Below are 25179 nucleotides of genomic sequence, written 5' to 3' on the forward strand. Positions count from 1 at the left end.
CGCGGCTGTCTCGTTCCTGCCGTATGCAACGGACGATCACGCGCATCATCCTGACTCTGCTCGGCCTCTACACCCTGGTGCAGGGACTCTGGCCGCTGCTCGACCCGATGGGCTTCTACCTGGACTTTCCCGGTTTCCGGCATGGCTGGGTGTCCATGGACGGCCCCTACAACGAGCACTTCATCATCGATTTCGGCGGTCTCAGCCTGGCGCTCGGCGCGATGCTGGTCGGCGCCGCAGTGACGGGCACCACAATGGTCGCGCGTCTGGTGTCGGGCGCGGCGCTGCTGTTCGCCGTGCCGCACCTCATCTACCACGCAGGCCACGTCGGGCACTTTCCGCAGCTCGACCAGGTGCTCATCGTCGGCGGGCTGGCGTTGACCGTGGCGCTGCCGCTCGTCACGCTTCTCGTCCCTGGGCGGCGAGACGTGGTCAGTTCAGCGGCGACACCGTGATGCTGAGCGCACCCGGGCCGACGTGCGCGCCGATCACAGTGCTCGCGTCGCCCACCATGATCTCTTCCGCGCCCGGGATCCGCTCCTTCAGCCGCCGGACGACCTCGTTCTCGTCCGAGCCGAAACGGGTCACCGCGAGGTCGACGCGCTGGTCGCCCGCTGCCTTCACCGCGAGGTCGACGAGCCGGTTCATCGCCCGTTTGGTTCCGGGCACTCGCGCGAGCGGGCTCACCTGGCCGTTGCGGACAGTGAGCAGCGGCTTGATCGAGAACGCGCTGCCCAGCATCGACTGGGCGGCACCGATCCGTCCCGATCGCCGCAAGTACTCGAGCGTGTCGACGTAGATCAATTCGGTCGCGCTGCGTACTCGCCGTTCAGCGGCATCGAGCACGCGCCCGAGCTTCCCGCCGGCGCCGGCGACGCGCGCCGCCGACACCGCTGCGTACCCGAGGCTCATGCTGGCCGTCCCGCTGTCGAGGATGTGCACGGGAATCCGGACCTGCTGGGCGGCTTCCCGGGCGGCTTCCACGGTCTGCGAAAGCCGTCCGGAGATGTGCAGGCTCACGATCGCCGACGCGCCCGAAGCGGCCGCGTCTTGATAGGTCCAGAAGAAGGCGCCCGGGTCGGGCGGGGAGGTGGTGACCGACGTACCGGACCGCATGGTCTGGATGAGTTCGCCGCGGTCGAACCGGTGCTCGTCGTCGGTGTGCCCCCCGACGTGCAGCTGGACCTGGACGACGCCGATTCCCCACTGGGCGGCGAGCTTCCCGGGCAGGCACGAGGTCGAGTCGGTGACTACGGCGATGTGCGCGGACATGCTGCCGGAGCGTAATCCCTGCCGGCCTACAGCCAGTAGGCGACCGTTGCTCCGATCGGGCGAGCGGCGAACTGGTCGGGCTAACCGGCCGAGTACCGGGACGATGGTCCCATTAGATTGCTCATCCAGGTGAATGCCGTCACCTCGCGAGGTTTTGCCGCCGGAATGGCCCTAATCTACCGCCCAGTAGAGCACTGTCCCGCGGCCGAGAGCCGGCCCCAACCGGGAGGTCGAAGAAGACCCATGACGAACATCGTTGTCCTGGTCAAGCAGGTACCGGACACCTATTCGGAGCGGAAGCTCTCCGGTTCCGACAACACCCTTGACCGCGAATCCGCCGACGCCGTGCTCGACGAGATCAACGAGAAGGCCGTCGAAGAGGCCCTCAAGATCAAGGAAGCGGGCGAGGGCGAGGTCACCGTGATCTCGGTCGGCCCGGACCGCGCGACCGACGCGATCCGCAAAGCGCTTTCGATGGGCGCCGACAAGGCCATCCACGTGTCCGACGAGGCGCTGCACGGCTCCGACGCGATCGCCACCGCGAAGGTCATCGCCGCCGCGATCGGCAAGGTCGAGGGCTTCGACCTGATCCTGGCCGGCAACGAGGCGTCCGACGGCCGCGGCGCCGCCGTGCCCGCGATCGTGGCCGAGCTGCTCGGCCTGCCGCAGCTGACCTATGTGCGTCAGCTGAACGTCGAGGGCACCGCCGTGAAGGCCGACCGCGAGACCGAGGACGGCATTACCCACCTCGAGGCGAACCTGCCTGCGCTGGTGAGCGTGAGCGAGAAGATCAACGAGCCGCGGTACCCGTCGTTCAAGGGCATCATGGCCGCGAAGAAGAAGCCGGTCGAGACGCTGACCATCGCCGACCTGGGCATCGACGCGGGCGAGGTCGGTCTCGCCAACGCGTGGTCGACGGTCGTCGAGGCCTTGCCGAAGCCGCCGCGCACCGCGGGCGAGAAGGTCGAGGACGAGGGCGACGGCGGCTCGAAGGTCGCCGAGTACCTGGTCGCGCAGAAGCTCATCTGAGACACGGTTTCGAGGAGGATTCCGGAAAATGGCTGAAGTACTCGTCCTCGTCGACCATGTCGACGGCGATGTCAAGAAGGTCACGCTCGAGCTGCTGACCGCGGCGCGCGCCCTGGGTGAGCCGTCCGCCGTCGTGGTGGGCCCGACCGGGACCGCGGCGAAGGCCAAGGAAGCGCTTGCCGGCCACGGCGCGGCGAAGGTGTACGTCGCAGAGGGTGACGACGCCTCCGGCTACCTGGTCACCCCGAAGGTGGACGTGCTCGCGAAGCTTGCCGAGCAGGTGTCCCCGGCCGCGGTGCTCGTCGCCGCCAGCGCCGAGGGCAAAGAGGTCGCCGCGCGGGTCGCGCTGCGGATGGGCTCGGGTCTGCTTTACGACGCGGTCGACGTCAACTCCGACGGCAGCGTGGACCAGTCCATCTTCGGTGGCGCGTTCTCGGTGAAGGCCAAGGTCGCCAAGGGTGCGCCGGTCATCTCGGTGCGCCCGGGTGCCGTCGAGGCTGAGGCCGCCGATGGCGCGGCGGCCGAGGAGACCGTCGAGATCCCGGCGCAGGACCCGGCGAAGTCGGCCAAGATCACCGGCATCGAGCCGGTGGTGGGCGGCGACCGTCCGGAGCTGACCGAGGCATCGATCGTCGTGTCCGGTGGCCGCGGCGTCGGGTCGGCGGAGAAGTTCGACGTCGTCGAGAAGCTGGCCGACTCGCTCGGCGCGGCCGTCGGCGCGTCCCGCGCAGCCGTCGACTCCGGGTACTACCCGGCGCAGTTCCAGGTCGGCCAGACCGGCAAGACGGTGTCGCCACAGCTGTACATCGCGCTCGGCATTTCCGGCGCGATCCAGCACCGCGCCGGCATGCAGACGTCGAAGACGATCATCGCCGTCAACAAGGACGCCGAGGCGCCGATCTTCGAGATCGCCGACTTCGGGGTGGTGGGTGACCTGTTCAACGTCGCGCCGCAGCTGACCGAGGCTGTGGAGAAGCGCAAGGGCTGACGTTTCCCTTCGGAAGGCCGCCGCGTGCTTGGCTTGCGGCGGCCTTTCGCGTATTCGGGCCTTCCGACCGGGGTCGGCTCTCGAGCGTTCGGGGCAGCTCCGGCATCTTGGCGGTCGACCCTCCAGCGCTCGGAATCGCTTTGGCCTCCTCTCGGCGACCGTGTTCAAAGGTGGATTCGGCAGCGTCTCCACAGCCTGAGAAGAACCTGAGAACCGGCAATTAACTCAACGTGCACTGATCGGTCATCGATTGGCACTCTCCGCGGTTTCATGGTGGCAGGTACACCTTGACCATGACGTCGTCACAGCTCCTCGTCAGCACTGATCAGGCGGGTGCCGACCTCCCGGCCGGCGCGCCGCGGTATTCGCTTCTCGTCGCCCATGGAAACGACGAAGTGGTTGCCGCGCAGAAGCTGCGGTACCGGGTATTCGCCGAGGAGATGGGGGCGCGGCTGCATTCCCCGGAACCCGGCCGGGACGTCGACTACTTCGACGAGTTCTGCGACCATCTCGTCGTCCGCGACGACAACACCGGCGAGATCGTCGGCTGCTACCGCATGCTTCCGCCGGAACGCGCCGCGCAGGCCGGAAAACTCTATTCCGACAGCGAATTCGACCTGACCGCACTCGCCACGCTGCGGCCGTCGCTCGTGGAGACCGGACGATCCTGCGTCCACCCGGACCACCGCAGCGGCGCCGTCGTGAGCCTCGTGTGGGCGGGAATTGCGCGCTACATGCTGCTGTCCGGCCACCGCTACCTCGCCGGTTGCGCCTCGGTTCCGCTGACCGAAGGCGGAAGCTACGCGGCAGGCGTCTGGGATGTGTTGCGTACCAAGCATCACGCGGACGAGTCACTGCACGTGTCACCGCTGAACCCTTGGGAGCCGGGGGAGATCCCGCGCCCCGACCGGGCGATGCTGCCACCGCTGATCAAGGGTTACGTGCGGCTCGGCGCCAAGGTCTGCGGCCCGCCCGCACTCGACGCGGACTTCGGCGTCGCCGACTTCTTCGTCCTCCTCGACCTCCAACAGGTCGACGAGCGTTACCTGAAGTTCTTCCTTGGAGTGCAGGCATGAGCCACGCCTGGATGCCGACGTCTCCATGCGGCGACGCCTGCCTGACGGAAGGCGCGCCAACTGTCGCCCTGCCCCGCAGGATCTTGCGTTACACCGCAGCAGCCTCGGTGGTCTTCACTGCGCTGTTGATCATACCTGCGTTGCTCGTGGTCCGTGGCCGAAGCCGGGAACGCTTGCTACGCCGGATTTTCCGCTCGGTCCTGAGGGCATTCGGCGTGCGCTTGTCCGTCGTGGGCGGCGCGGACTTCCTCTCCGCCCCAGCCGGCCGAGGCGCCCTCGTGGTCAACAACCACATCTCGTGGCTGGACATCATCGCCATCAACGCGCTGCGCCCGATGCGTGCGCTCGCGAAGAGCGAAATCGCCTCCTGGCCGGTGCTGGGAACCCTCGTCCGCCGCGGCGGCAGCATCTTCCTGGACCGCAATCGCTTGCGCACCCTGCCGGACACCATGTCTCGCCTGGCCGACAGCCTCCGCGCCGGCGCTCTCGTCAACGTCACCCCCGAAGGCACGACCTGGTGCGGCCTGGCGTCCGGCCGCTTCACCACGGCGACGTTCCAGGCCGCCATCGACGGCGGCGTCCCGGTCCGCCCGATCGCATTGCGATACCGCCTGGCCGACGGCCGCGAGACCAGCCAGCCCGCGTTCATCGGCCCGGAGTCGCTCATCGCGTCCCTGCGCCGGGTCGCCGCACTACGTGGTCTGGTCCTTGAGGTGCACGTATGCCCCGAGATCGCTCCCGGCCGAGCGGACGACCGCCACTCGCTCGCGGCCCTCGCCGAATCCGCGGTCCACTCGGCCCTCGGCACGGTCCGCATCCCGCCGCAACGCCGTCGCCGGGTCCGGGTCCGGGTCGACCGTTCGACTTCCTCCTCCCACTCGGTGATGCACTGACGTCGGAATGCCTGGTCAGGCTGGCGCTGGGAGGAGTTGCCGTTTTTCGGCGACGCCTCGGGTCGGTCGCGTTCGTCGTCGTGCGGCCGTCCCCGCGGGCTGCCATCGAGACCGACGGCGATGGAACTGGCGGCCATCGAGACCGACGGCGATGGAACTGGCGGCCATCGAGACCGACGGCGATGGAACTGGCGGCCATCGAGACCGACCGCCATCGAGACCGACGGCCATCGAACCAACAGCGATCGAACCCGTGGGGCGATCGAAGCTAGCCGTAGCAAAGGCAGGCCCCAACCGAGGTCGACGATCCACAGCGGCCCGAGGGCAGCTGAGACCGACCGCCCCGGAATCACCCGCCCAGGATCCTCGCCGCTCAGCGGCAACCGCCGTCAGCCAGGTCCTAGCCGCTGAGCGGCAACACCCAGGCCCAGCCGCCACGGACCGGCCCCGCCGGGATCAACCGACCGGCGCGAACACGATCAACCTTAGCCGGACCACAGTAGTCAGGAAACGGCAATAGTCAGCTTCCCGCCAGGGTGCCCACCTTGGCTCTCCTCCTGGGCCGCAGCGGCTTCCGCCAATGGGTAACTCTTCCCCTGCGCGATCCGCAGTCCACCCCGTACCTGGCTGAGAATCTCGTGCAGAACCTCGGTCGTTTGCCCTTCCTGCCCGCCGGAAGAAAAGGGCAGCCCGAGCTCGAATGCGGCCGCGTCGGCGATGGTCACCACGCGGTCCGCAGACCCGCGTAATTCGACTGATTCCGGTAATACGCCATGACCCGACGTGTCGAATACCGCGTCGACCGGTCGATCCGCCACTTCCCGGACTCGCTCAGCCCACCCATCGCCGTAACGCACCGGAATCGCGCCCAGTTCTTTCACCTCATCGAGATTCCGTTGACCAGCCGAACCGATCACCGTCACACCCCGCGCGACTGCGATCTGTGTCGCTAATCGCCCCACAGCGCCACTCGCGCCATGGATGACCAGCAGCTCACCTGCCTTCACGTCAAGCAGACGCAACACGCGCAACGCCGTTTCGCCAGCCACCGGCAACGCCACCGCGTCGTCCCACGACAGGTCCGCAGGCTTGCGAATCAGTGTTCCGCCGAGCGCGAACTCCGCGTACGGGCCGGTCGCCGACCACCCGAACACTTCGTCTCCGACGCTCAACTCGGCCCCATCACCAGCTGCATCGACGACTCCGGAGACCTCAAGACCTGGAATCTGCGGCTTCTCGAGGGCAGCGCCGCCCGCCATGGCTCCCGAACGGATCTTCCAGTCGATCGGGTTGACGCCCGCCCGCCGCACCGCGACCCGCACCTGCCCGGGCCCAGGCTCAGGCACCGGGACGTCGTTCAGCTGCAGCACTTCGGGCCCGCCATATTCGGCAAGAGTGATGGCTCGCATCTCGGTTTGCACGCTCCTTAGGTTCCGCACTGGCGTTCCGCTCCTCCAATTTCAAGCCAACCGCACTCCGGCGCATTCCGAACTGCCGGGGTCAAGACGCGTGCACCCGAGGGATTCGTTCCAGTATTGGGGCGACATTGGGATCCCTCGTCGCCGATTTCCGGCCAGCGGCCTTTAGCATCCTGTCCGCTTCCCCATGCATGGCTACGGATTGGAATGACAGGTTCCTGACACGCGGACTTGACCTCCACCGGACTGGAGGTTGCAGGCTCGCAGGCATGAGCCAGGCCGTCGAAACGCAGCCCCGAAGAAGCGTCCTGTGGAGCCGCGACCATCGTCTCGTCACCGTCGGTCTGTTGCTCGTGGTCACGTTGGTGGCCTTCGAAAACATGGGCGTCGCCACCGCAATGCCGACCCTCGTCGCCGACCTCCACGGACTCGCGCTTTACTCATGGCCGTTCACGACGTTTCTGGTGGCAAGCGTCATCGCGACCGTGCTGTCCGGGCGAATGGGCGACCGCCGCGGCCCTGCGCCGGCGCTCCTGATTGGTCCGGCGCTGTTCGCCGCGGGCCTGATCGTCGCGGGCACAGCGAGCACCATGCCGATGCTCCTGGCCGGCCGTGCACTGCAAGGCTTCGGTTCGGGACTCCTGCTGGTGTCCGTTTCCCTCCTGATCGCGTTGACCTTCACCGACCGCGAGCGTCCCGTCATCTACGCCGCAAACGCCGCGGCCTGGGTCCTGCCTGCCGTTATCGGTCCGTCCGTCGCCGGCTTGGTGACCGTCACAATCGGCTGGCGATGGGTGTTCCTCGGCCTGGTGCCCCTGGTCGTTGTCGGGGTCGCCCTCCTTTTCGTCGTGATTCGCCGTTTGCCGACCCACGTCCCGCTCGCTGCCGGTCGGCGAGCTGGAGTCGTCGCTGCTGTTGTCGTCGCATTGGGCGTGGCCGCGCTGAGCTGGGCTGCTCAACATCCCTCGCCGACCGCTGTCGCATACGGCGCCCTAGGACTTGTCGCGCTCGCCGTTGCGTTGCGGAAGCTCCTGCCCGCCGGCACCTTGACCTCCCGCCCAGGCTTGCCCACAGTGGTCGCGTCACGCGCCTTGATCGCTGGTGCATATGCCGGGATGGAGGCGTACCTCCCGCTGACCATGACCGCCGTCCACGGCTACAGTCCGGCACTCGCCGGACTTCCGCTGACCATCACCGCCCTGGGCTGGTCCGCCGCGTCCGCGCTCCAAGGCCGGTTCCTCGATTGGTCACGCGAGGCGTCGCTGCGTACCGGCTTCGCCCTGGTCGCCGTGGGTTTGATCGGGTTCGGTTTCGTCGCCCAACCGTGGTTCCCCGCGTGGGTCGCCTTCGCCGTCTGCGCGGTCGGCGGCGCCGGTATGGGGATCGCGATGCCCGCGATTTCCGTCCTCCTGCTGCGCTACTCACCAGAGGGTGAACGCGGGTTCAATACCTCGGCCGTGCAGCTCGCAGACTGGGTCGGATCGGCCCTGCTCATCGGCCTCGGCGGGGTCCTCCTGGTCGTGGTGGCGTCCGCCGCACAGCCTGCATCCGCGATGGGTCTGCTCAGCATCGCCCTGGTCGCGCTCGCGGTGCTGGGCGTCGGTCTCACCAGCAGGTGGCCCAAGCAGGTGTGACAGGCCTCTCCGCGGCCCGGGGCGAGCTTCGTCACAGGCCGCAGCGGTCTACCCTGATAGGGCGATGACCTATCTCGACCATGCGGCAACCACTCCGATGCTGCCCGAAGCCGTGGCGGCGATGACCGAGGCTTTGTCCACCGTGGGCAACGCCTCTGCGCTGCACTCTTCGGGCCGTCGAGCTCGCCGAGCCGTCGAAGAGTCACGCGAAGTGATCGCCGCCGCCTTGGGCGCGCGTCCGTCGGAGGTGATCTTCACCGGCGGCGGTACGGAGAGTGACAACCTCGCGGTCAAGGGCATCTTCTGGGCTCGCAAAGCCGAAGACCCGGCTCGGCGCCGCGTCCTCTGCAGCACTGTTGAGCACCATGCTGTGCTGGACACCGTCGAATGGCTCGAGCAGCATTCGGGTGCCGAGATCACCTGGCTCGAGGTGGACGATCAGGGCCGCGTTTCTCCGGAAACGCTTCGCGCCGCGATCGAGTCGGAGCCGGAGACCGTCGCCCTCGCAACGGTGATGTGGGCAAACAACGAGGTCGGCACGATCAATCCGATCGCCGCTCTCTCCGCGGTGTGCAATGAGTACGAGATCCCGCTGCACACCGATGCGGTGCAATCGGTCGGCGCCATCCCCGTGGACTTCGCCACGTCCGGCGCGGCCGCGCTCACCTTGACCGGTCACAAACTCGGCGGCCCGTATGGCGTCGGCGCTCTTCTTCTCGACCGCGACACTTCCTGCGTGCCGGTCCTCCACGGCGGCGGCCAGGAACGCAGCGTGCGCTCCGGCACCCTCGACGTCCCCGCAATCGCGGGCTTTGCTGCGGCAGTACACGCAGCGACGACCGGTCGTGCGGAGTATGTCGCGCGCGTCGAGAAGCTGCGCGATGAACTCGTTGCTGCTGTCCAGCGCGAGATTCCCGACGCAATCCTCAATGGCCGCGACAGCGATCGCTTGCCGAGCCATGCTCACTTCACCTTCCCCGGCTGCGCAGGTGACAGCCTTCTGATGCTCCTGGACGCCAAAGGCATCGAATGCTCCACTGGCTCGGCATGCACGGCCGGTGTTGCAGAGCCAAGCCACGTTCTCCTCGCGATGGGTGCAGACGCCGCTGCGGCCCGAGGCTCGCTCCGTTTCTCGCTCGGCCATACGTCCACCCTGGATGATGTGAACACGCTCGCCCGCGAGATCGGCGGTGTTGTCACCCGCGCCCGACAGGCCGGTCTGGCCGGCATGCGCAAACAGACGCAGAAGCAAGAGGTGTAACTGATGCGGGTATTGGCCGCAATGAGCGGAGGAGTCGATTCGGCCGTCGCTGCCGCTCGCGCGGTTGACGCCGGGCACGATGTCGTCGGCGTGCATCTGGCCCTCTCGGCCCAGCCTGGCACGTTGCGGATGGGCTCCCGAGGCTGCTGCACGATCGAGGATTCGCATGACGCGCGGCGGGCTGCGGACATTCTCGGTATCCCTTTCTACATCTGGGATTTCGCGGAGCGTTTCACCGAGGAGGTCGTTGAGACGTTCGTCGGCGAGTACGCCGCGGGCCGCACACCGAATCCTTGCGTGACTTGCAACGAGAAGATCAAGTTCGAGGCGCTGCTCGAGAAGGCTCTCGCTCTCGGGTTCGATGCCGTTGCGACGGGTCACTATGCACGTCTAGCGACTGTCGATGGCGAGTTGGAGCTTCGCCGGAGCGCGGACGAAGGTAAGGACCAGTCGTACGTTCTGGCTTCATTGCAGCCAGAGCAGCTCCGTCGTGCGATGTTTCCGCTGGGCGACACATGGAAATCGGACGTCCGAGCTGAAGCGGAGGAGCGGGGTCTGTCCGTTGCGAGGAAGCCGGACAGCCACGACATCTGTTTCATCCCCGACGGCGACACCAAGAAGTTCTTGGAGAAGCGGCTTGGTGAGCGTCCGGGTGAGCTCGTCGACGCTGAGACCGGCGCTGTGCTCGGCCGCCACACCGGCGTACACGGGTTCACCGTTGGGCAGCGGAAAGGGCTGGGCATCGATGCTCCGGCCGCAGATGGGCGGCCTCGTTATGTCCTTTCGCTCGAGCCTGTTTCGGGCACGGTGAAGGTTGGGTCGTCGGCGGACCTCGGTGTGGAAGCCATTGATGCAGATCGGGCCATCTGGCCGAGCGGACGAGCTCTTGAGGGGCCGACCGAATGCACGGTGCAGGTCCGCGCGCACGGAGGTATTGCCGAGGCTATCGCCGAGGTCGGCGAAGGCGGGCAGGTCTCCATCCAGCTGCGGGAACCGTTGCGCGGGGTGGCGCCGGGACAAGTTGTAGTCCTCTATCGGCGAGATGACGAGGCTGGCGACCTCGTGCTCGGGAGTGCGAAGATCTCCGGCACGCGCTGATCTCCTTACGCGCCCATCCGTTCCTGTCCAGGGTGTTCGGGTATGGGGCGCGGATCGTGTAACGGCGGAGGCGTGCTTTCGACCTCCTGGCCGGTCGGCGTCGTGACGACAAGTTTCCCGTCTTTCCGGACCTTGTATTCCCAGTCATACCGATCCTTCAGACGTCGATGGCGAATGCAGTAGCTCAACGTCGAGTCGGCGTCTGCTGGGTCGGGACCAGTCGGTTCGGTGACGCAGTTCAGAGCCGGACGAGGGCATCCGGGTTGGCGGCACTCACGGTCGCGGACTCGGACGAACTCGTCGACATCGATGCTCGGCCGGTACCGGAACTTGCCGACCTCGATGACCTGCCCGGTCAACGGATCGGTGATGACCCGTCGCACGGTTGTATCGGGACCGGTTGCGATGTGGCGTGCCAGCTCTGCCGGGATGTGGCCGTGTCCCGCCAGTTCGCCGGGATCGTTGTTGAGACCGAGGTATGTCTGCAGATCGACATACAGGTACACCTCGGCTTGTTCCGGGGTGCCGCCCTTACCGCTGAGTAAGAGGTCGATTGCGACATCAGCACGAATTTGGTCCAGGGTACGCTTCTCGCCGTCGGTTTTGAGAGATCGGGCGATCTTGTCGATACGTTGGTACGCCGCTGTCGCCTTGTCCGTCGGGGCGTTTTCGACGGACAGCTGAGAAGTGCTCTCATCTTGCTGCCGGAGCGCGACATGCCGCTCGCCCCGTCGCTGAGCCATCCGATTGGCCGCACCGTCCGGATCGGTTTTCATTGCAGCGTAAGCAGTTGCCTTGCGGATCTGGATCGGATTCTTGTCCGCCAGGCGTTGCTCGAGCAGGACGTCGACGAGCCGGGCATGGTGATCGGAAAGCCAGTTGGTGCCGTCGGTGACTTTCATGGCCCGGTAGAGGTCGAGCTGGCCGCTGTCCATCAGCCGGAAGGTCCTTGGCAGGCGGCGGGCCAGAGCATCCGCAGCAGAGATCATCGCGCCGGCGCGATTGTCGGTGATATGCAAGGCAAGTGCGAGTTCGGAAGCGAGCTCGCTCGGGTCCGATCTTCGTCTTCGCAGGCCTGCCAGGCAATGCAGCTGCAGCGCTTGCAGGCGAGCGATCTGGCGACCGGCATCCTCCGTGACCGCGACGAGCTGATCTGCTTGCAAGCGCTCGAAAAGATCGAGATCTGCGTGCATAGTGCGAAGAAGGAAGGCGAGGTCGGCGGTTTCGGTGGTGTTGGTCTGGTCGGCGTGATTCGCCGGTGGAAGAGTGTTACTCATGGACGTCACGATACGCATCGATGCGAACACTGTCAGCTAAATTGAGCGAATGGCCCCCTCGTGCGGGCTGCAGTTGGCATCGGAGCGTCGATCTGGCACGGTGGCAGGTGAGCAGGGTTGCGCAAGCTGCATGGAAGGAGGGATCAAAGCCGCAGCTTGAAACCCGTGTGACTTGGGGTGAAGCCTAATCGTTCGTAGAGGCGATGTGCTGCTGCCCGCGTCGTGTCCGATGTGAGCTGAACCAGCTTGCAGCCGCGTCGCCGCGATTCGTCGATGGCCCACTGCACCAGCTCCGCGCCCAATCCGGCGCCGCAGTGATCTCGGCGGACCCGTACGGCCTCGATCTGGCCACGAAGTGCCCCGCCGCGTGCGAGCCCGGGGATGATCGTGAGCTGCAGCGTTGCCACGGGCTGGTCTTCGGAGGTCGCGACGACAAGCAGCTGATTTTGGTCTGAGGCAATGGTTTCGAACGCTTGCAAGTACGGTTCGAGGTCGTCCGGTGAGTCGCGTGTTGCGCCGAGTTGGTCATCGGCAAGCATTCGCACGATCGCTTCGACGTCTCTGCGGCGAGCTTGGCGCACCGGGAGTGAAGGCATGATGATCAGTATGCCGATCCATCGACGGTGTCACACGGTCTTGTAGTGGCGAATGCCGTCGACTTCTTCGACTGCGAGTTTGCTCTGTGACGTCAGAAGGTCCAGGTGCGCACCGGTCTCCAAGACGGCGAGCATCTGATTGAATGCGTCCATTTCGGACAGTTTGCGGCCACGGCGAGTCCAGCCGATACGGCTGGCCGCATCGAACGCGGTGCTCGCTCCGGCTTCGACTTGGGCTGCCATCGTCTCGAGGCGTTGACGGTGGTGTTCAAGCAGTTCGTCGATGCGACTGTGCACGCTGTCAGCGACGGGTCCGTGCGCTGGAAGCATCCGCTGATCCGGCATTCCGCGGACCAGACGGAGGGAACCGAGGTAGTCGTTGAGAGGCAACTCGGCCGGAACTGGCTGGAAGCCGATCGAGGGGGTGATGTGAGGGAGCACGTGGTCGCCGGAGAACAACAATCCTGCGGTGCTGTCCACGAAAACCACATGGCCGTTGGTATGTCCCGGGGTGTGGACCACGTCGAATTCCCGATCCGGCAGCACTGTTCGCCGGCCTGGGGACAACCACTCGTCCGGCTCTTCCCAAAGGTCGGCTTCTGTGTGCTGAGGTTCAGACCCGAATAGCTCGCTGAGTGCGGTGATTACGTCTTGCCCACCGCTCCGGCGAAGAAGGTCGATCTGAGCCTGGAGCGGAAACTTGTCCGGGTTGGCGCTTGCTTTGAGGGATGGTTCCTCGAGCTCCCCGAGCGCGACCCGGTTGCCGAATTCGCGCCGAAGAACGACGGCCTGGGTGTAGTGGTCGCGATGGACGTGGGTGACGAGGAATTCGCGAACGTCACCCAGTTCGGCACCGATTCCCTTGAGGGCATCGGCCAGCAGCTGGCGAGCCTCGGCCAGCGCCCAACCGGAGTCGACCAGGACCAGATTCGTGCCGTCCGCGATGGCGTAGACGTTGACTGCGCGCAGTGCGTCGTTCGGCAGTGGCAAGGGGATCCGGTATACACCCGCGGCCACTTCGTAGACCCCGGGGTCGGCCCAGTTCGTGTTGCTGCCTTCGGGCGACGGTTCCACGGCGACCTCCGTCCAGGCGGGACTCCGATGTCCCGGACGTTCCTCACATTGGGCCGTATTCCGCCCCCTGTCCACCTGGCGAGGATGAGACAACGGTCACGTGGTCAACCAGGAGGTGTGGTGAGTGCGTCGCCGATCGTCAAGGTGGTTGCAATGATCATGCTGGCCAGCGGTTCGGACACCTGACGGGGGATCTCGACGAGACAGGCGTTGCCGCTGATCGGTGAAACCGCAGCAGCGGGGCGGCCGACGCGGGCGACGTCGGTGCCGGTCTGGTCCTTGATGAGGATTTCCCGGGCCTGTCGGCCGGTGGCAACCATGGTCGCAATCGGCCGGTCGTCAGCGAGCAGGGTGAAATGGCGACTTTCCGTATCAGCGGAGAGGATTTCACCGATCGGTGTCTCGTCTGCACGGGTGACGACAAAGCGAGTACCGCGGGGGCCCTTGGCGCGTTCGGACACTTTGAGGACTGTGCTCTGGTCTGCGTCGCGGACCTGGAACTTGCGGCCGACGTACCGACCGGATTTCCACAAGCGCTGAACAGCTCTGCTCAGGAAGCCCGGGGTCGTGACCGTGACGCCGCCGATCCGGGAGCCGTCGCGGTCGAACACGCCGTACCCTCGGCCGGGACCAGCAGAACTCGGTTCGCGGCTGACGATCAGCACCGGCTCGGTGAACAGAGTCCGCTCGACGGCCCTACCGGTGACGCGGCGGCGCGGGGTTCCACGCATGCCGTCCTGCCGCGGCTCGCTGGCGGATGCGTCGCCGGGCGGTGGCGGGGCCGAGCTGGTCATGACGATCCAGGTTAACGCGGCGACCACGAATTCGGTGCTGACAAAGGGATATGCGGCAAATGTCCGGCTGGTGTCCCGCGTCCGGGTGACCTCCATCGGCGGGGCGGTTCGGCCGGCGGCTGCCCGTTCCGCGACAATCCGGACTGTGACTGAACGACCTTGGCCCGCGGGCGCTGCGACGGGTATCGGGTCCATGCCGGGAACCGACCCGGTCGAGGCTGCTGCCGTCGTGTTCGGCGAGCTGCCCGGATTCCCGTACGTGCCCGAATTGCCGGCCCGCGGCGTCGGTGCTGACATGCTCGGCCGGACGGCTGCGCTGCTGGTCGACCTCGCCATCGAGGTTGTGCCGAGTGGCTACCGCGTCGCCGGGCGGCCCGGTCACGATCATCGTCGTGGGCACGACCTGCTGCAGTGGGACCTCGACGCCGTCCAGGCTGCCCGGGAGAACGCCGGCGCGCCATCGGTGCTCAAGACCCAGGTCGCCGGGCCCTGGACGCTCGGCGCGGGGATCGAACTCACCCGTGGCCACCGGGTGCTCACCGACCGCGGGGCCCTGCGAGACTTCACCGAATCGCTGCTCGACGGGCTTGCCCAGCACGTCGCGGAGCTCACGGCGAGAACCGGTGCGCCGGTGGTCGTGCAGCTGGATGAGCCGAGCCTGCCTGCCGTTCTCACCGGCAACCTGGCTACGCCGTCTGGGTACGGCAACGTCCCCGCGGTGCCCGAGCCCGAGGTCCGCGAGCTGCTCACCGCGACGATCGAACGCGTCCGTGCGATGACCGGGCAGCCGGTCGTAGTTCATTGCTGTGCTCGCCGGCCGCCGATCGCGCTGCTGCGGGCAGCTGGCGCGGGCGCTATCGCGTTCGATGTCAGCCTGCTTGCCGGGGCTTCGTCGGAGCTCCTGGACGAGATCGGCGAGGCTTGGGACAGTGACATCGCGCTGTTCCTCGGCCTCGTTCCGGCTACGGATCCGGCCATTGCGCCCGGGCTGAAGGACATCGCGGCGCCTGCGCTGAAGCTCGTCGACCGGCTGGGATTCAACCGCTCGATTCTGGCCGAGCGGGCGGTGCCGACGCCCGCGTGTGGGCTGGCCGGTGCCACGAACGAGTGGATGCGCCGGGCTCTTGCGCTCAGTCGCGACCTGGGCAAAGGGTTTCTGGAGCCACCCGAGAACTGGTGATTTCGCGGACGTGTCGCTGTCGTGGCGCGTACGGTGGCGGTCGGAGAGAAACAACCAGGGGAATTCCGAATCATGCGTTTGTTCCGTCGTCGCCGCTCGGAGGCCGATACCGCCGTCGCTTCCGAAGCCGCACCGCCAGATCCGCGTACGCCGTGGCCTGAGCAGCCCGTTCCGTCCGACGCTGCTGCTGCCGCGACTGCGTTCTGGGAAGGGTGGTACGAGCTGCTGCCCGAGGTCAGTGCTGCGCTGGGCGAGGGCGAGCCGCATCGGGTCGAGCACGACTTGTGCGTGCTGGTCGAGGCGCTGCACCCGCGGCTGCACTTCTCGATTGAGCGTGGCCGGAGGGCGATTTACGCGCTCGTCGTCAGCGGGCAGGAGGATCCTGAGCTGCGTCCGTACACCGACGAGTGGAAGGCCGCTGCGCCGCCGGATGACGCGATCTGGGAGTACCACGACTCGGTGCCGCCGGTTCCGGATCCGACTGAGGTGACGGTCAATCTCGGCGAGCACCGGATTTCGCTCGCGGACGTGCGCGTCGTCGCGCAAGTGGACGAGGGGGTCGTCGACGTTGCGGTACACCATCCCGCGTTCGCGGACCTCGACGAGGCTTCTCGCACGGCCATGACGTTCCTGCCGCTCGACGCGACGCTCGGCGAGCGCGTTGCCGCTGAGCGGCTACGCCGGGTCGAGACGGCGGAAGCCGAGCCGGAGGGCACGATCGATCTTCTGGCGTTCCGGGAGCTGGTGCACAGTCTGACGGAGCAACCGGGCGAAAGTGTCGGTGCCTCCGGCTAGGCTCACCATCCGTGAGCAGCACCGACCTTCCCCAGGACCCGGCGGCCATGGAGGCCGCCCAGGACGTGACCGATATGCCGGCCGACGTGCGCGAGCAGCACGGCGCACTTGCCGAGGAGATCCGCGGCCATCAGTTCCGGTACTACGTACTGGACTCGCCGATCGTCTCCGACGGCCAATTCGACGCGCTCCTCGGCGACCTCCAGGCGATCGAGGACGAGTATCCGGCGCTGGTCACCCCCGATTCGCCGACCCAGAACGTCGGCGGCACCTTCTCCACCGAGTTCACCGCGCACGACCACCTCGAGCGCATGTTGAGCCTCGATAACGTGTTCGACACCGACGAATTCCTCACGTGGGTCGAACGTGTCGAGAAGGAGATCGGGTCCACCGAATACCTCACCGAGCTGAAGATCGACGGCCTCGCTATCAACCTCCTGTACGAGAACGGCAAGCTCACCCGTGGTCTCACCCGAGGCGACGGTCGCACGGGGGAGGACGTCACGCTCAACATCCGCACCCTCGACCAGGTGCCGGACGAACTCAGCGGTACCAGCGAGTTTCCGGTTCCGAAGCTCGTGGAAGTGCGTGGCGAAGTCTATTTCCGTGTCGAGGATTTCCTGGAGCTCAACGCGAAAATGGTCGAGGCAGGCAAGCCGCCGTATGCGAACCCGCGCAACACGGCGGCCGGGTCGTTGCGGCAAAAAGACCCGAAAATCACCAAACAACGCCGGTTGCGGCTGATTTGCCACGGTCTCGGCAAGCGTGATGGGTTCGAGCCGGTCACGCAGTCGCACGCGTACGACGCATTGGCGGCGTGGGGGTTGCCGGTTTCGCCGCACACGCGAGTGCTGCGCACCGCCAAGGAACTCACCGATCACATCGCCTATTGGGGTGAACATCGGCACGACGCCGAGCACGAGATCGACGGCGTGGTGATCAAGGTCGATCAGGTTGCGCTGCAACGACGTCTGGGTACAACATCGCGTGCCCCGCGCTGGGCGATCGCCTACAAATATCCACCCGAAGAGGCGATCACGACGCTGCTCGACATCCAGGTCGGCGTTGGTCGTACGGGGCGGGTCACGCCGTTCGCGGTCACGGAGCCGGTGAAGGTCGCGGGCTCGACCGTCTCGCGCGCGACACTGCACAATCAGGAAGAAGTCAAACGCAAAGGCGTGCTGATCGGCGACCGCATCGTGATCCGCAAGGCCGGCGATGTGATCCCTGAGGTGCTCGGACCCGTCGTCGACGCGCGGACCGGTGACGAGCGCGAGTTCGTCATGCCTACTGAATGCCCGGAATGCGGTACGGAGCTCGCCTACCAAAAGGAGGGCGACAAGGACATCCGCTGCCCGAACACCCGATTCTGCCCGGCACAACTGCGCGAACGCCTGTTCCACCTGGCCGGCCGTGGTGCGTTCGACATCGAGGTGCTCGGGTACGAGGCTGCGATGGCGCTGCTCGAAGCTCGGGTGGTCGCCGATGAAGGTGACGTTTTCGACCTCGACGAGGAGTCGCTCGCCGAGGTGGAGTTGTTCCGCACCAAGGCTGGGGAGTTGTCGGCGAATGCGCGGAAGCTGCTGTCAAACCTCGATTCGGCAAAGGACCGGCCGCTGTGGAAGGTGATTGTCGCGCTGTCGATCCGGCACGTCGGTCCTACTGCGGCGCAGGCACTTGCCCGGGAATTCGGCTCACTGCAACGGATCGAGGACGCGAGCGAGGAAGAACTGGCAGACGTCGACGGCGTCGGGCCCACCATCGCGCATGCCGTGCAGGAGTGGTTCGAAGTCGGGTGGCACCGGGAGATCGTCGAAAAATGGCGACGCGCCGGGGTCCGGATGGAGGAAGAGCGCGACGATTCCATTCCGCGGAATCTGGAAGGCCTTTCGATCGTGGTGACCGGTTCGCTCGACGGATTTTCCCGCGACGAAGCCAAAGAAGTCATCATGGCGCGTGGTGGCAAAGCGGCGGGGTCGGTGTCGAAGAAGACTGCGTTCGTCGTGGTGGGTGACTCGCCCGGGTCGAAATTCGAGAAGGCCGTGCAGCTGAAGGTGCCGGTACTGGACGAGACCGGGTTTCGGGCGTTGCTGGAGCGCGGGCCGGAGGCAGCTGCAGAGCTGGCGCTCGATACCGGCGCCGAATCGGAAACTGGGGAGGGTGATGACTGAGGTGGAGATCCGCCAGGCGCGGCGGGATGAATTCGAGGCGCTCGGTGACGTGACGGTTGAGGCGTATCGGAGCGAGGGCTTCTTCGACGTCGACGCGGCGTATGAGGCTGAGCTGCGGAATGTGTCGCGCCGGGCGGACCATGCCGAGCTGCTGGTTGCGGTCGATCCGGACGGTCAGGTCGTGGGGTCGGTCGCCGTGGTCCGGCCAGGCAGCGCGCTCGCCGAGATATCCGAGCCGGGGGAGCTGGAGTTCCGGATGCTGGCCGTCGCGGGGGTGGCGCGTGGGCGGGGGATCGGCGAGGCGCTCACCAGAGCTGTGCTGGACCGGGGGCGGGAACTCGGGGTCGGGAAAGTGGTGCTGAGCAGCCTGGACGTGATGCGGACGGCGCACCGGCTGTACGAGCGCATCGGCTTCCGCCGTCTTCCGGGACGGGACTGGCATCCGCATCCGGGGGTCAACCTGATCGCCTACGAGTACGATCTCTGACGGGCATTTTCGCAGGTCAGGTGCTGTTGCCGAATTTTGGCGACGGGCTGGGTCGTCGCCGTTGGACGGCGATGCCTGGTGAGCGGCGGTTCGGCGCAGACCTTGCCGATTCGTGCGCGGTCGGTCTGCTGAAGGACGGCTGATCGTCGCTACGGCGTTGGTGCCGGTGGGTGATGGGCTGTAACGTTCGGTTAGCCGGTTTCGACCCAGCTGTCACGCATCGAATGCCAACCAGGTGAGGAAGCGTGATCGTGCCGAAACTCGTCAAAGCCATTGTGCCGGTCGTCGGTGCAGCCGCTCTTCTGGCCACAGCGTGCAATGCGCAACCCGGCGGCACCACTACCGTTACGGCCACGACTGAAACCGTGAGCGTCACCGTGACCGGGGCGGCGACTGGCAACGCGCCGGCCAGTGCTGTCCAGCCTGCTGCGATCAAGGTCCCCGACGTGTCGGGCATGAACCATCAGGATGCGCAAGACGCCATGCAGGCCGCCGGGTTGTACAACCTCCGCGAGGTCGACTCGTCCGGGAAGAACCGGGCTATGATCATTGACCGGAATTGGTGTCAGACAGGGCAGGATCCCAAGCCTGGTGCCATGGTTGCCGCCAGCACGGTGATCACGCTTTATGCCGATAAGTGCTGACCTCTTACGTCGTTGAGTACTGACCTCGCCTGACGGGCCAGCCACCAGTGAGCCCCGGTGAACCGGTCGCGGGCACAAACGCACCGGTGCCAAGCCGCGCTGAAGCAGCGCCGGGTCCTGGGCAGGACAGACTGGGGGTTGAGCGGAGGAAACAGCCTCTGCCAGGCCCAAGAAAGCGTGCACTGCCACGCACCCCGCATGCTCTCGGGCAGCGCAGCGAATCGGCAGAAGCAACTCGCCGATCGGCGGCAACGCATGACCTGCCGGGGAATTGACTGTTCAGCGCAACAAAAAGCGCTCAATCCCAGAGACCGTTCGCCTACCAGCATCCCGGAGACAGGGCACCTACCAGCCCAAGCCCAACCGGCCACCACGCCAGAAGCAGGCCATCGCCGGCAGCATCAGGACAGACGGCCCAAAGACCGGGTCACCCGTCCAGCACCACCGCGACAATGCCGGCGAAGTGAGCCAGCCGCGCAACCTCCGCAGCACGGAAATTAGGCCCACCCGGCCGGGCGACCAGCATCGCCTTCCCCGGTTTGCCCAGGGGAGTCGCAGCCAGCTCGGTGCCGAGCTCTTTCCACGTTTCCGGCACCCAGTCCTCCTCGCCGTCGAGGACGGTTGCGCGTTCCAGCGGCAGCCAGGGCAGGTCCGTGACCGGGTTCTCCGGCGCCGCGCTCGACGAAGCGAGACGGCGAGGACCCGATTCGGAGTGTTCGACGATGACCGCCCACCCAGCGCGGATGATTTTCGGCACACCTTCGGCGAGCAGGTCGAGGCCGTCTTTCGGCTGGGCGGCGATCTCCTCGACGAGCTCCAGCTCCCGATGCGTGTCGAGAATCCCTGCGTACGGCCGCACGGCGTCGACCTCGACGCCTTCCACGCTCTCCGCCGCGGTGATGAGGGCGTCCGGGAGCCGGCCGGACGGGAGTTCGACCACCAGGTCGTCGATGGCGAGCCCGCCGCCGCGTTCCACCACGTCCACGCTCAGGATGTCGGCCCCGACGGTGCCGAGCGCGGTCGCGACCGCGCCGAGGGTGCCGGGGGAGTCCGGAAGCTGGACCCGGATCAGGAACGACACCACGCGCCCCTCTCGCCTCAGGCGCCCCAGCCCTGTCGTGGGACGCGCTTGCCGGGCGCCGATTGTGACAGACCGGGTACCCGTTGGGGACCCGCTGTCCGACGAGCGGGACGCCCTGCCCGGTGCCCGCCGCCCGAACAACCCGGTCGAGCCGTCCGACGCCGTCACCATAGACTTGCAGCTTCCGAGAGCACCCGCACAGCACACCCCGGGAGTCACCCGCGTGCCCAACATTTCCCGAGACGAGGTCGCGCACCTCGCCAAGCTGGCCAGGCTGGCCGTCACCGACGACGAGCTGGACGTCTTCGCGGGCCAGCTCGACCAGATCCTGGACTCGGTGGCGAAGGTCAGCCAGGTCGCCGCGGAGGACGTTCCGCCGACCTCGCACGCCGTGCCGCTGACGAACGTCTTCCGCGAGGACGTCGTTCGCCCCAGCCTCGCGCAGAAGGACGCGCTGGCCGCCGCGCCGGCCGCCGAGGATGGCCGGTTCCGGGTGCCGCGGATCCTGGGAGAAGAACAGTGACCGAACTCGTCAAGCTGACCGCCGCCGAGCTGGCGGCGAAGATCCACACGCGCGAGGTGTCCGCGGTCGAGGTCGCGCAGGCGCACCTGGACCGCATCGCGGCGGTGGACGACCACGTGCACGCATTCCTGCACATCGACACCGAGGGCGCGCTCGGCGCGGCCAAGACCGTCGACGAGCAGCTGGCCGCGGGCGAGCAGCCGGTGTCGCCGCTGGCCGGCGTCCCGCTGGCGCTCAAAGACGTGCTGACCACGAAGGGCGTGCCTACGACCTGCGGGTCTCGCACGCTCGAAGGCTGGCTCCCGCCGTACGACGCGACAGTCACGCGCAAGCTGCGCGAAGCCGGCGTCGTCATCCTGGGCAAGACGAACATGGACGAGTTCGCGATGGGCTCGTCCACGGAGAACTCCGCGTTCGGCCCCACGCACAACCCGTGGGACCACGCGCGCATCCCGGGCGGGTCGGGCGGTGGCTCCTCAGCGGCGATTTCCGCGTTCGAGGCGGCGCTCGCCATCGGCACGGACACAGGTGGCTCCATCCGGCAGCCTGGCTCTGTCACGGGCACTGTGGGCGTGAAGCCGACGTACGGCGGAGTGTCGCGCTATGGCCTCGTGGCGTTCTCGTCTTCGCTCGACCAGGCCGGACCGTGCGCGCGTACGGTGCTGGACGCCGCACTGCTGCACGAAGTGATTGCCGGTTACGACCCGTTGGACTCGACATCCATCAACGCGCCGGTGCCGCCTGTCGTCGCCGCGGCGCGTGAAGGCGCGAAGGGTGACCTGTCAGGCGTACGCGTCGGCGTCGTGAAGGAGTTCGGTGGCGACGGCTACCAGCCAGGCGTGCTGCGGTCGTTCGAAGCTGCGGTGGAGCAGCTTCGCGCTCTCGGCGCCGATGTGGTCGAGGTGTCGTGCCCGCACTTCACGTACGCGCTACCGGCGTACTACTTGATCGCGCCGAGCGAAGCGTCGTCTAACCTCGCGCGCTTCGACGCGATGCGCTACGGCTTGCGCGTCTCGGACGACGGTGCGCACAGCGCCGAGGAAGTCATGTCCCTGACGCGTGAGAAGGGCTTCGGCGCTGAAGTGAAGCGCCGCATCATGCTCGGCACGTACGCGCTTTCATCGGGCTACTACGACGCGTACTACGGCTCCGCGCAGAAGGTGCGCACGCTCATCACGCGAGACTTCACTGCGGCCTTCGAGAAGGTCGACGTGCTCGTGTCGCCGACTACGCCGACCACGGCGTTCAAGATCGGCGAGCGCGTCGACGATCCGATGGCGATGTACCTCGCCGACCTGTGCACTATCCCGTCGAACCTCGCGGGCAACGCCGCCATGAGCGTCCCGAGCGGGCTGTCCGACGAAGACGGGCTGCCGGTCGGCCTGCAGATCATGGCCCCCGCGCTCGCCGACGACCGGCTGTACCACGTCGGCGCCGCGTACGAGGCCGCGCGCGACGCAGCTGCCGGCGGCTCGCTCGTGCACCAGGTTCCGGAGCTGGGAGGAACGAAGTGACTGCCGTGGCCGAGTTGATGGACTACGCGGAGGTCGTCGAGCGTTTCGACCCCGTACTCGGGCTCGAGGTCCACGTGGAGCTCAGCACGAACACGAAGATGTTCTGCGGCTGCCTCAACGAGTTCGGCGGCGAGCCGAACACCAAGACGTGCCCGACCTGCCTCGGCCTGCCGGGTTCGCTGCCGGTCGTGAACGGCAAGGCCGTGGAGGGCGCGATCCGGATCGGGCTCGCGCTGAACTGCGAGATCGCCGAGTGGTGCCGCTTCGCCCGGAAGAACTATTTCTACCCGGACATGCCGAAGAACTTCCAGACATCGCAGTACGACGAGCCGATCGCGTTCAACGGCTACCTCGACGTGACGCTCGACGACGGCGAGGTCGTGCGCGTCGAGATCGAGCGCGCGCACATGGAAGAGGACACCGGAAAGTCGCTGCACATCGGCGGTGCGACCGGCCGGATCCACGGCGCCGAGCACTCGCTGCTCGACTACAACCGCGCCGGCGTGCCGCTGATCGAGATCGTCACGAAGCCCATCGAAGGCACCGGCGCCCGCGCGCCCGAGGTGGCCCGCGCGTACGTCACCGCGCTGCGCGACCTGCTGCGCGCGCTCGACGTGTCCGACGTCCGGATGGACCAGGGTTCGCTGCGCTGCGACGCGAATGTGTCGTTGATGGCCAAGGACGCCACGGAATTCGGAACGCGCACAGAGACGAAGAACGTGAACTCGTTGCGCAGCGTCGAGCGCGCGGTGCGGTACGAAATGACGCGGCAGGCGGCGATTCTTGCCGGCGGCGGGTCGATCCGGCAGGAGACGCGGCACTTCCAGGAGGCCGACGGCACCACGTCGTCCGGGCGCGCCAAGGAAACCGCGGAGGACTACCGGTACTTCCCGGAGCCCGACCTCGTGCCGATCGCGCCGTCGCGCGAGTGGGTCGAGGAGCTGCGCGCGACGCTGCCGGAGATGCCGGGGGAGCGGCGCAAGCGGATCCAGGACGAGTGGAAGCTCTCCGACGAGGCCCTGCGTGACCTGCTGAACGTCGGCGCGGTCGACCTCGTCGCGGCAACGGTCGAGTCCGGCGCGACGCCGGACGAGGCGCGCGGCTGGTGGGTCAACACCCTTGCGCAGGAAGCGAATGCGCGCGAGGTCGAGCTGGCCGACCTGCCGATCACGCCGGCGCAGGTCGCCGAGGTGATCGCGCTCGTGTCCTCCGGGGAGCTCACGAACAAGCTCGCCAAGGAGGTCGCGCAGGGCGTGCTCGCGGGTGAGGGTTCGCCGCGTGAGGTCGTCGAAAAGCGCGGGCTGAAAGTCGTCTCCGACGATTCGGCGCTGTTGACCGCTGTCGACGAAGCACTGGCCGCCCAACCGGACATCGCCGACAAGATCCGCGGCGGCAAGGTCGCCGCTGCGGGCGCGATCGTCGGCGCGGTCATGAAGGCGACCAAGGGTCAGGCGGACGCCAAGCGGGTGCGTGAGCTGGTCATCGAACGCGTCGGTTCCTGAGTGGGGTTCTCAGCCAAACGTGTCACCTGGCGGGAGTGGCTCGGCCTGGCCGCCGGGCTGCTCGCGGTCGGGTCGCTGTTTCTCCCGTGGACCGTGCTGTCGGCCGACACCGCGACGCCGGACGTTCGCGATGCCTTCGCCTCGTTGCCACCCAGTGACGTCGTTCGCACGGCTTGGCATTCGGACCTGTTCTCGTGGGTGCCGCCGTTGCTGCTGGCCGCCGTCGGGGTTGTGGTGGTTGTTTTCGGGCAGGTCAAGAAGGCACGGGTGAGCGGGCTGCCGCACTTGTGGCTCGTGGGCGCGCTCGCGGTGCTGCTGCTGATGGTGATCGGCTGGACGACGCTGGACTGGGTGTTCGACAGCGATCAGCGCGCGTTCCTGAAAGCCGCGGGAGTGACGATCTCGGGTGGAGTCGGACGATATTTGGGGATGGCGTTCACGATCGGGTCGGTCGCGCTGGCGATCCTCGACATCCGCGCGGTTCGGGCGGAGAGCCGGGCTTCCGGTCGTCGCCGCTGAGTGGCGACGGGGAGTTTGGCCTGGTCAGCGATGGAGTCCGGTCTATTCGCCACTCAGTGGCGACGGTGTCACCGGGCCGGGGATGCCTTGAGCGGGTTCGCGTGCGGGGCTATCTCAGGGGGTGGGCGGGTCCGGGTACCGAAGGGGCGGCACTCGGGTCAGCAGAGGGTGGGCGGATCGCCTCCGGCGGGCTTGCGTTCGGTCGGCCTGGGTTGGCGGGACGTCTGCGGGAGGCCGATGCTTGGGTCGGCCTGGGTTGGCGGGACGTCTGCGGGAGGCCGATGCTTGGGTCGGCTTGGGCTGGCGGGTCGTGTGGAGGAGGCCGATGCTTGGGTCAGTTCGGGCTGGCGGGT

At 67.0% G+C, this 25179-nt stretch carries 24 protein-coding genes; 17 read left to right on the forward strand and 7 right to left on the reverse strand.

Annotation, left to right across the window (positions count from 1 at the left end; translation table 11 throughout):
- The first annotated feature begins 23 nt into the window (after positions 1–23).
- Entirely contained in the window at positions 24–455 is a 432-nt protein-coding gene (locus tag OO71_RS23235; protein ID WP_033291970.1) for a hypothetical protein, read from the forward strand.
- Here the strand turns inward: OO71_RS23235 and OO71_RS23240 are convergent.
- The gene (locus tag OO71_RS23240; RefSeq protein WP_033291971.1) at positions 433–1272 is read right to left on the reverse strand and encodes a DegV family protein; all 840 of its coding nucleotides are present in this window, start codon (positions 1270–1272) and stop codon (positions 433–435) included. The two genes, OO71_RS23235 and OO71_RS23240, sit on opposite strands and share 23 nt — an antisense overlap.
- Before the next feature lie 243 nt (positions 1273–1515).
- Here OO71_RS23240 and OO71_RS23245 point away from each other — a divergent pair, with 243 nt between their 5' ends.
- From OO71_RS23245 to OO71_RS23260, 4 genes are all read left to right on the forward strand, one after another.
- Positions 1516–2301, forward strand: coding sequence for an electron transfer flavoprotein subunit beta/FixA family protein (locus OO71_RS23245; protein WP_033291972.1), 786 nt, complete (start codon positions 1516–1518; stop codon positions 2299–2301).
- 28 nt (positions 2302–2329) lie between these two features.
- Positions 2330–3289: an electron transfer flavoprotein subunit alpha/FixB family protein gene (locus tag OO71_RS23250; protein WP_033291973.1), complete on the forward strand. Its 960-nt coding sequence runs from the start codon at positions 2330–2332 to the stop codon at positions 3287–3289.
- Between the two features lie 293 nt (positions 3290–3582).
- Positions 3583–4365 carry a GNAT family N-acetyltransferase gene (locus tag OO71_RS23255; RefSeq protein ID WP_033291974.1) on the forward strand — a complete coding sequence of 261 codons (783 nt, stop codon included), beginning with the start codon at positions 3583–3585 and terminating at the stop codon, positions 4363–4365.
- The gene (locus OO71_RS23260; protein WP_051791991.1) at positions 4362–5258 is read left to right on the forward strand and encodes a lysophospholipid acyltransferase family protein; all 897 of its coding nucleotides are present in this window, start codon (positions 4362–4364) and stop codon (positions 5256–5258) included. The genes OO71_RS23255 and OO71_RS23260 overlap by 4 nt, the downstream gene beginning before the upstream one ends.
- Before the next feature lie 503 nt (positions 5259–5761).
- Here the strand turns inward: OO71_RS23260 and OO71_RS23265 are convergent.
- Positions 5762–6667 (reverse strand): NADP-dependent oxidoreductase, encoded by a 906-nt coding sequence (locus OO71_RS23265; RefSeq protein ID WP_033291975.1) that lies wholly within the window; start codon positions 6665–6667, stop codon positions 5762–5764.
- Positions 6668–6945: 278 nt separating this feature from the next.
- On the opposite strand from OO71_RS23265, the gene OO71_RS23270 reads away from it, so the two are divergent.
- The 3 genes from OO71_RS23270 to mnmA all read left to right on the forward strand — a co-directional run bounded on the left by OO71_RS23270 (position 6946) and on the right by mnmA (position 10669).
- Positions 6946–8310 carry an MFS transporter gene (locus OO71_RS23270; RefSeq protein WP_033291976.1) on the forward strand — a complete coding sequence of 455 codons (1365 nt, stop codon included), beginning with the start codon at positions 6946–6948 and terminating at the stop codon, positions 8308–8310.
- Between the two features lie 64 nt (positions 8311–8374).
- Entirely contained in the window at positions 8375–9571 is a 1197-nt protein-coding gene (locus OO71_RS23275) for a cysteine desulfurase family protein (protein WP_033291977.1), read from the forward strand.
- Positions 9572–9574: 3 nt separating this feature from the next.
- Positions 9575–10669: a tRNA 2-thiouridine(34) synthase MnmA gene (gene mnmA / locus OO71_RS23280; RefSeq protein ID WP_033291978.1), complete on the forward strand. Its 1095-nt coding sequence runs from the start codon at positions 9575–9577 to the stop codon at positions 10667–10669.
- A gap of 5 nt (positions 10670–10674) precedes the next feature.
- Here the strand turns inward: mnmA and OO71_RS23285 are convergent, their stop codons facing one another.
- The 4 genes from OO71_RS23285 to OO71_RS23300 all read right to left on the reverse strand — a co-directional run bounded on the left by OO71_RS23285 (position 10675) and on the right by OO71_RS23300 (position 14410).
- The gene (locus tag OO71_RS23285) at positions 10675–11946 is read right to left on the reverse strand and encodes a DUF222 domain-containing protein (RefSeq protein WP_051792003.1); all 1272 of its coding nucleotides are present in this window, start codon (positions 11944–11946) and stop codon (positions 10675–10677) included.
- Between the two features lie 143 nt (positions 11947–12089).
- Positions 12090–12542, reverse strand: coding sequence for a GNAT family N-acetyltransferase (locus OO71_RS23290; protein WP_033291979.1), 453 nt, complete (start codon positions 12540–12542; stop codon positions 12090–12092).
- 30 nt (positions 12543–12572) lie between these two features.
- On the reverse strand, positions 12573–13616 hold the full coding sequence (locus OO71_RS23295; protein ID WP_033291980.1) for an MBL fold metallo-hydrolase: 1044 nt from the start codon (positions 13614–13616) through the stop codon (positions 12573–12575).
- A 104-nt stretch (positions 13617–13720) separates the two neighbouring features.
- Entirely contained in the window at positions 13721–14410 is a 690-nt protein-coding gene (locus OO71_RS23300; protein ID WP_245633756.1) for a hypothetical protein, read from the reverse strand.
- A gap of 145 nt (positions 14411–14555) precedes the next feature.
- Between OO71_RS23300 and OO71_RS23305 the strand changes: the two genes are divergently transcribed.
- The 5 genes from OO71_RS23305 to OO71_RS23325 all read left to right on the forward strand — a co-directional run bounded on the left by OO71_RS23305 (position 14556) and on the right by OO71_RS23325 (position 19687).
- Positions 14556–15590, forward strand: coding sequence for a uroporphyrinogen decarboxylase/cobalamine-independent methonine synthase family protein (locus OO71_RS23305; RefSeq protein ID WP_033292029.1), 1035 nt, complete (start codon positions 14556–14558; stop codon positions 15588–15590).
- Between the two features lie 72 nt (positions 15591–15662).
- Complete coding sequence (locus OO71_RS23310; protein ID WP_033291981.1) at positions 15663–16385, forward strand: hypothetical protein; 723 nt, start codon at positions 15663–15665, stop codon at positions 16383–16385.
- A 47-nt stretch (positions 16386–16432) separates the two neighbouring features.
- Positions 16433–18556, forward strand: a complete 2124-nt coding sequence (gene ligA / locus OO71_RS23315) for an NAD-dependent DNA ligase LigA (RefSeq protein ID WP_051791993.1) — start codon at positions 16433–16435, stop codon at positions 18554–18556.
- Complete coding sequence (locus OO71_RS23320) at positions 18549–19043, forward strand: GNAT family N-acetyltransferase (RefSeq protein WP_033291983.1); 495 nt, start codon at positions 18549–18551, stop codon at positions 19041–19043. Before ligA ends, OO71_RS23320 begins: the two co-directional genes overlap by 8 nt.
- Positions 19044–19288: 245 nt before the next feature.
- The gene (locus OO71_RS23325) at positions 19289–19687 is read left to right on the forward strand and encodes a PASTA domain-containing protein (RefSeq protein WP_245633757.1); all 399 of its coding nucleotides are present in this window, start codon (positions 19289–19291) and stop codon (positions 19685–19687) included.
- 427 nt (positions 19688–20114) lie between these two features.
- Here OO71_RS23325 and OO71_RS23330 read toward each other — a convergent pair whose 3' ends face one another.
- Positions 20115–20768 (reverse strand): ACT domain-containing protein, encoded by a 654-nt coding sequence (locus tag OO71_RS23330; protein ID WP_033292031.1) that lies wholly within the window; start codon positions 20766–20768, stop codon positions 20115–20117.
- 223 nt (positions 20769–20991) lie between these two features.
- On the opposite strand from OO71_RS23330, the gene gatC reads away from it, so the two are divergent.
- From gatC to OO71_RS23350, 4 genes are read left to right on the forward strand one after another with little or no spacing between them, the layout of a single operon-like run.
- The gene (gene gatC, locus OO71_RS23335; protein ID WP_033291984.1) at positions 20992–21291 is read left to right on the forward strand and encodes an Asp-tRNA(Asn)/Glu-tRNA(Gln) amidotransferase subunit GatC; all 300 of its coding nucleotides are present in this window, start codon (positions 20992–20994) and stop codon (positions 21289–21291) included.
- On the forward strand, positions 21288–22805 hold the full coding sequence (gene gatA / locus OO71_RS23340) for an Asp-tRNA(Asn)/Glu-tRNA(Gln) amidotransferase subunit GatA (protein ID WP_033291985.1): 1518 nt from the start codon (positions 21288–21290) through the stop codon (positions 22803–22805). The genes gatC and gatA overlap by 4 nt, the downstream gene beginning before the upstream one ends.
- Entirely contained in the window at positions 22802–24307 is a 1506-nt protein-coding gene (gene gatB / locus OO71_RS23345; RefSeq protein ID WP_033291986.1) for an Asp-tRNA(Asn)/Glu-tRNA(Gln) amidotransferase subunit GatB, read from the forward strand. The genes gatA and gatB overlap by 4 nt, the downstream gene beginning before the upstream one ends.
- The gene (locus OO71_RS23350; protein ID WP_033291987.1) at positions 24308–24826 is read left to right on the forward strand and encodes a hypothetical protein; all 519 of its coding nucleotides are present in this window, start codon (positions 24308–24310) and stop codon (positions 24824–24826) included. It abuts the gene before it with no gap.
- Positions 24827–25179: the final 353 nt, after the last annotated feature.

It is taken from the genome of Amycolatopsis jejuensis (assembly GCF_000717335.1).
In the GTDB taxonomy this organism is placed as follows: domain Bacteria; phylum Actinomycetota; class Actinomycetes; order Mycobacteriales; family Pseudonocardiaceae; genus Amycolatopsis; species Amycolatopsis jejuensis.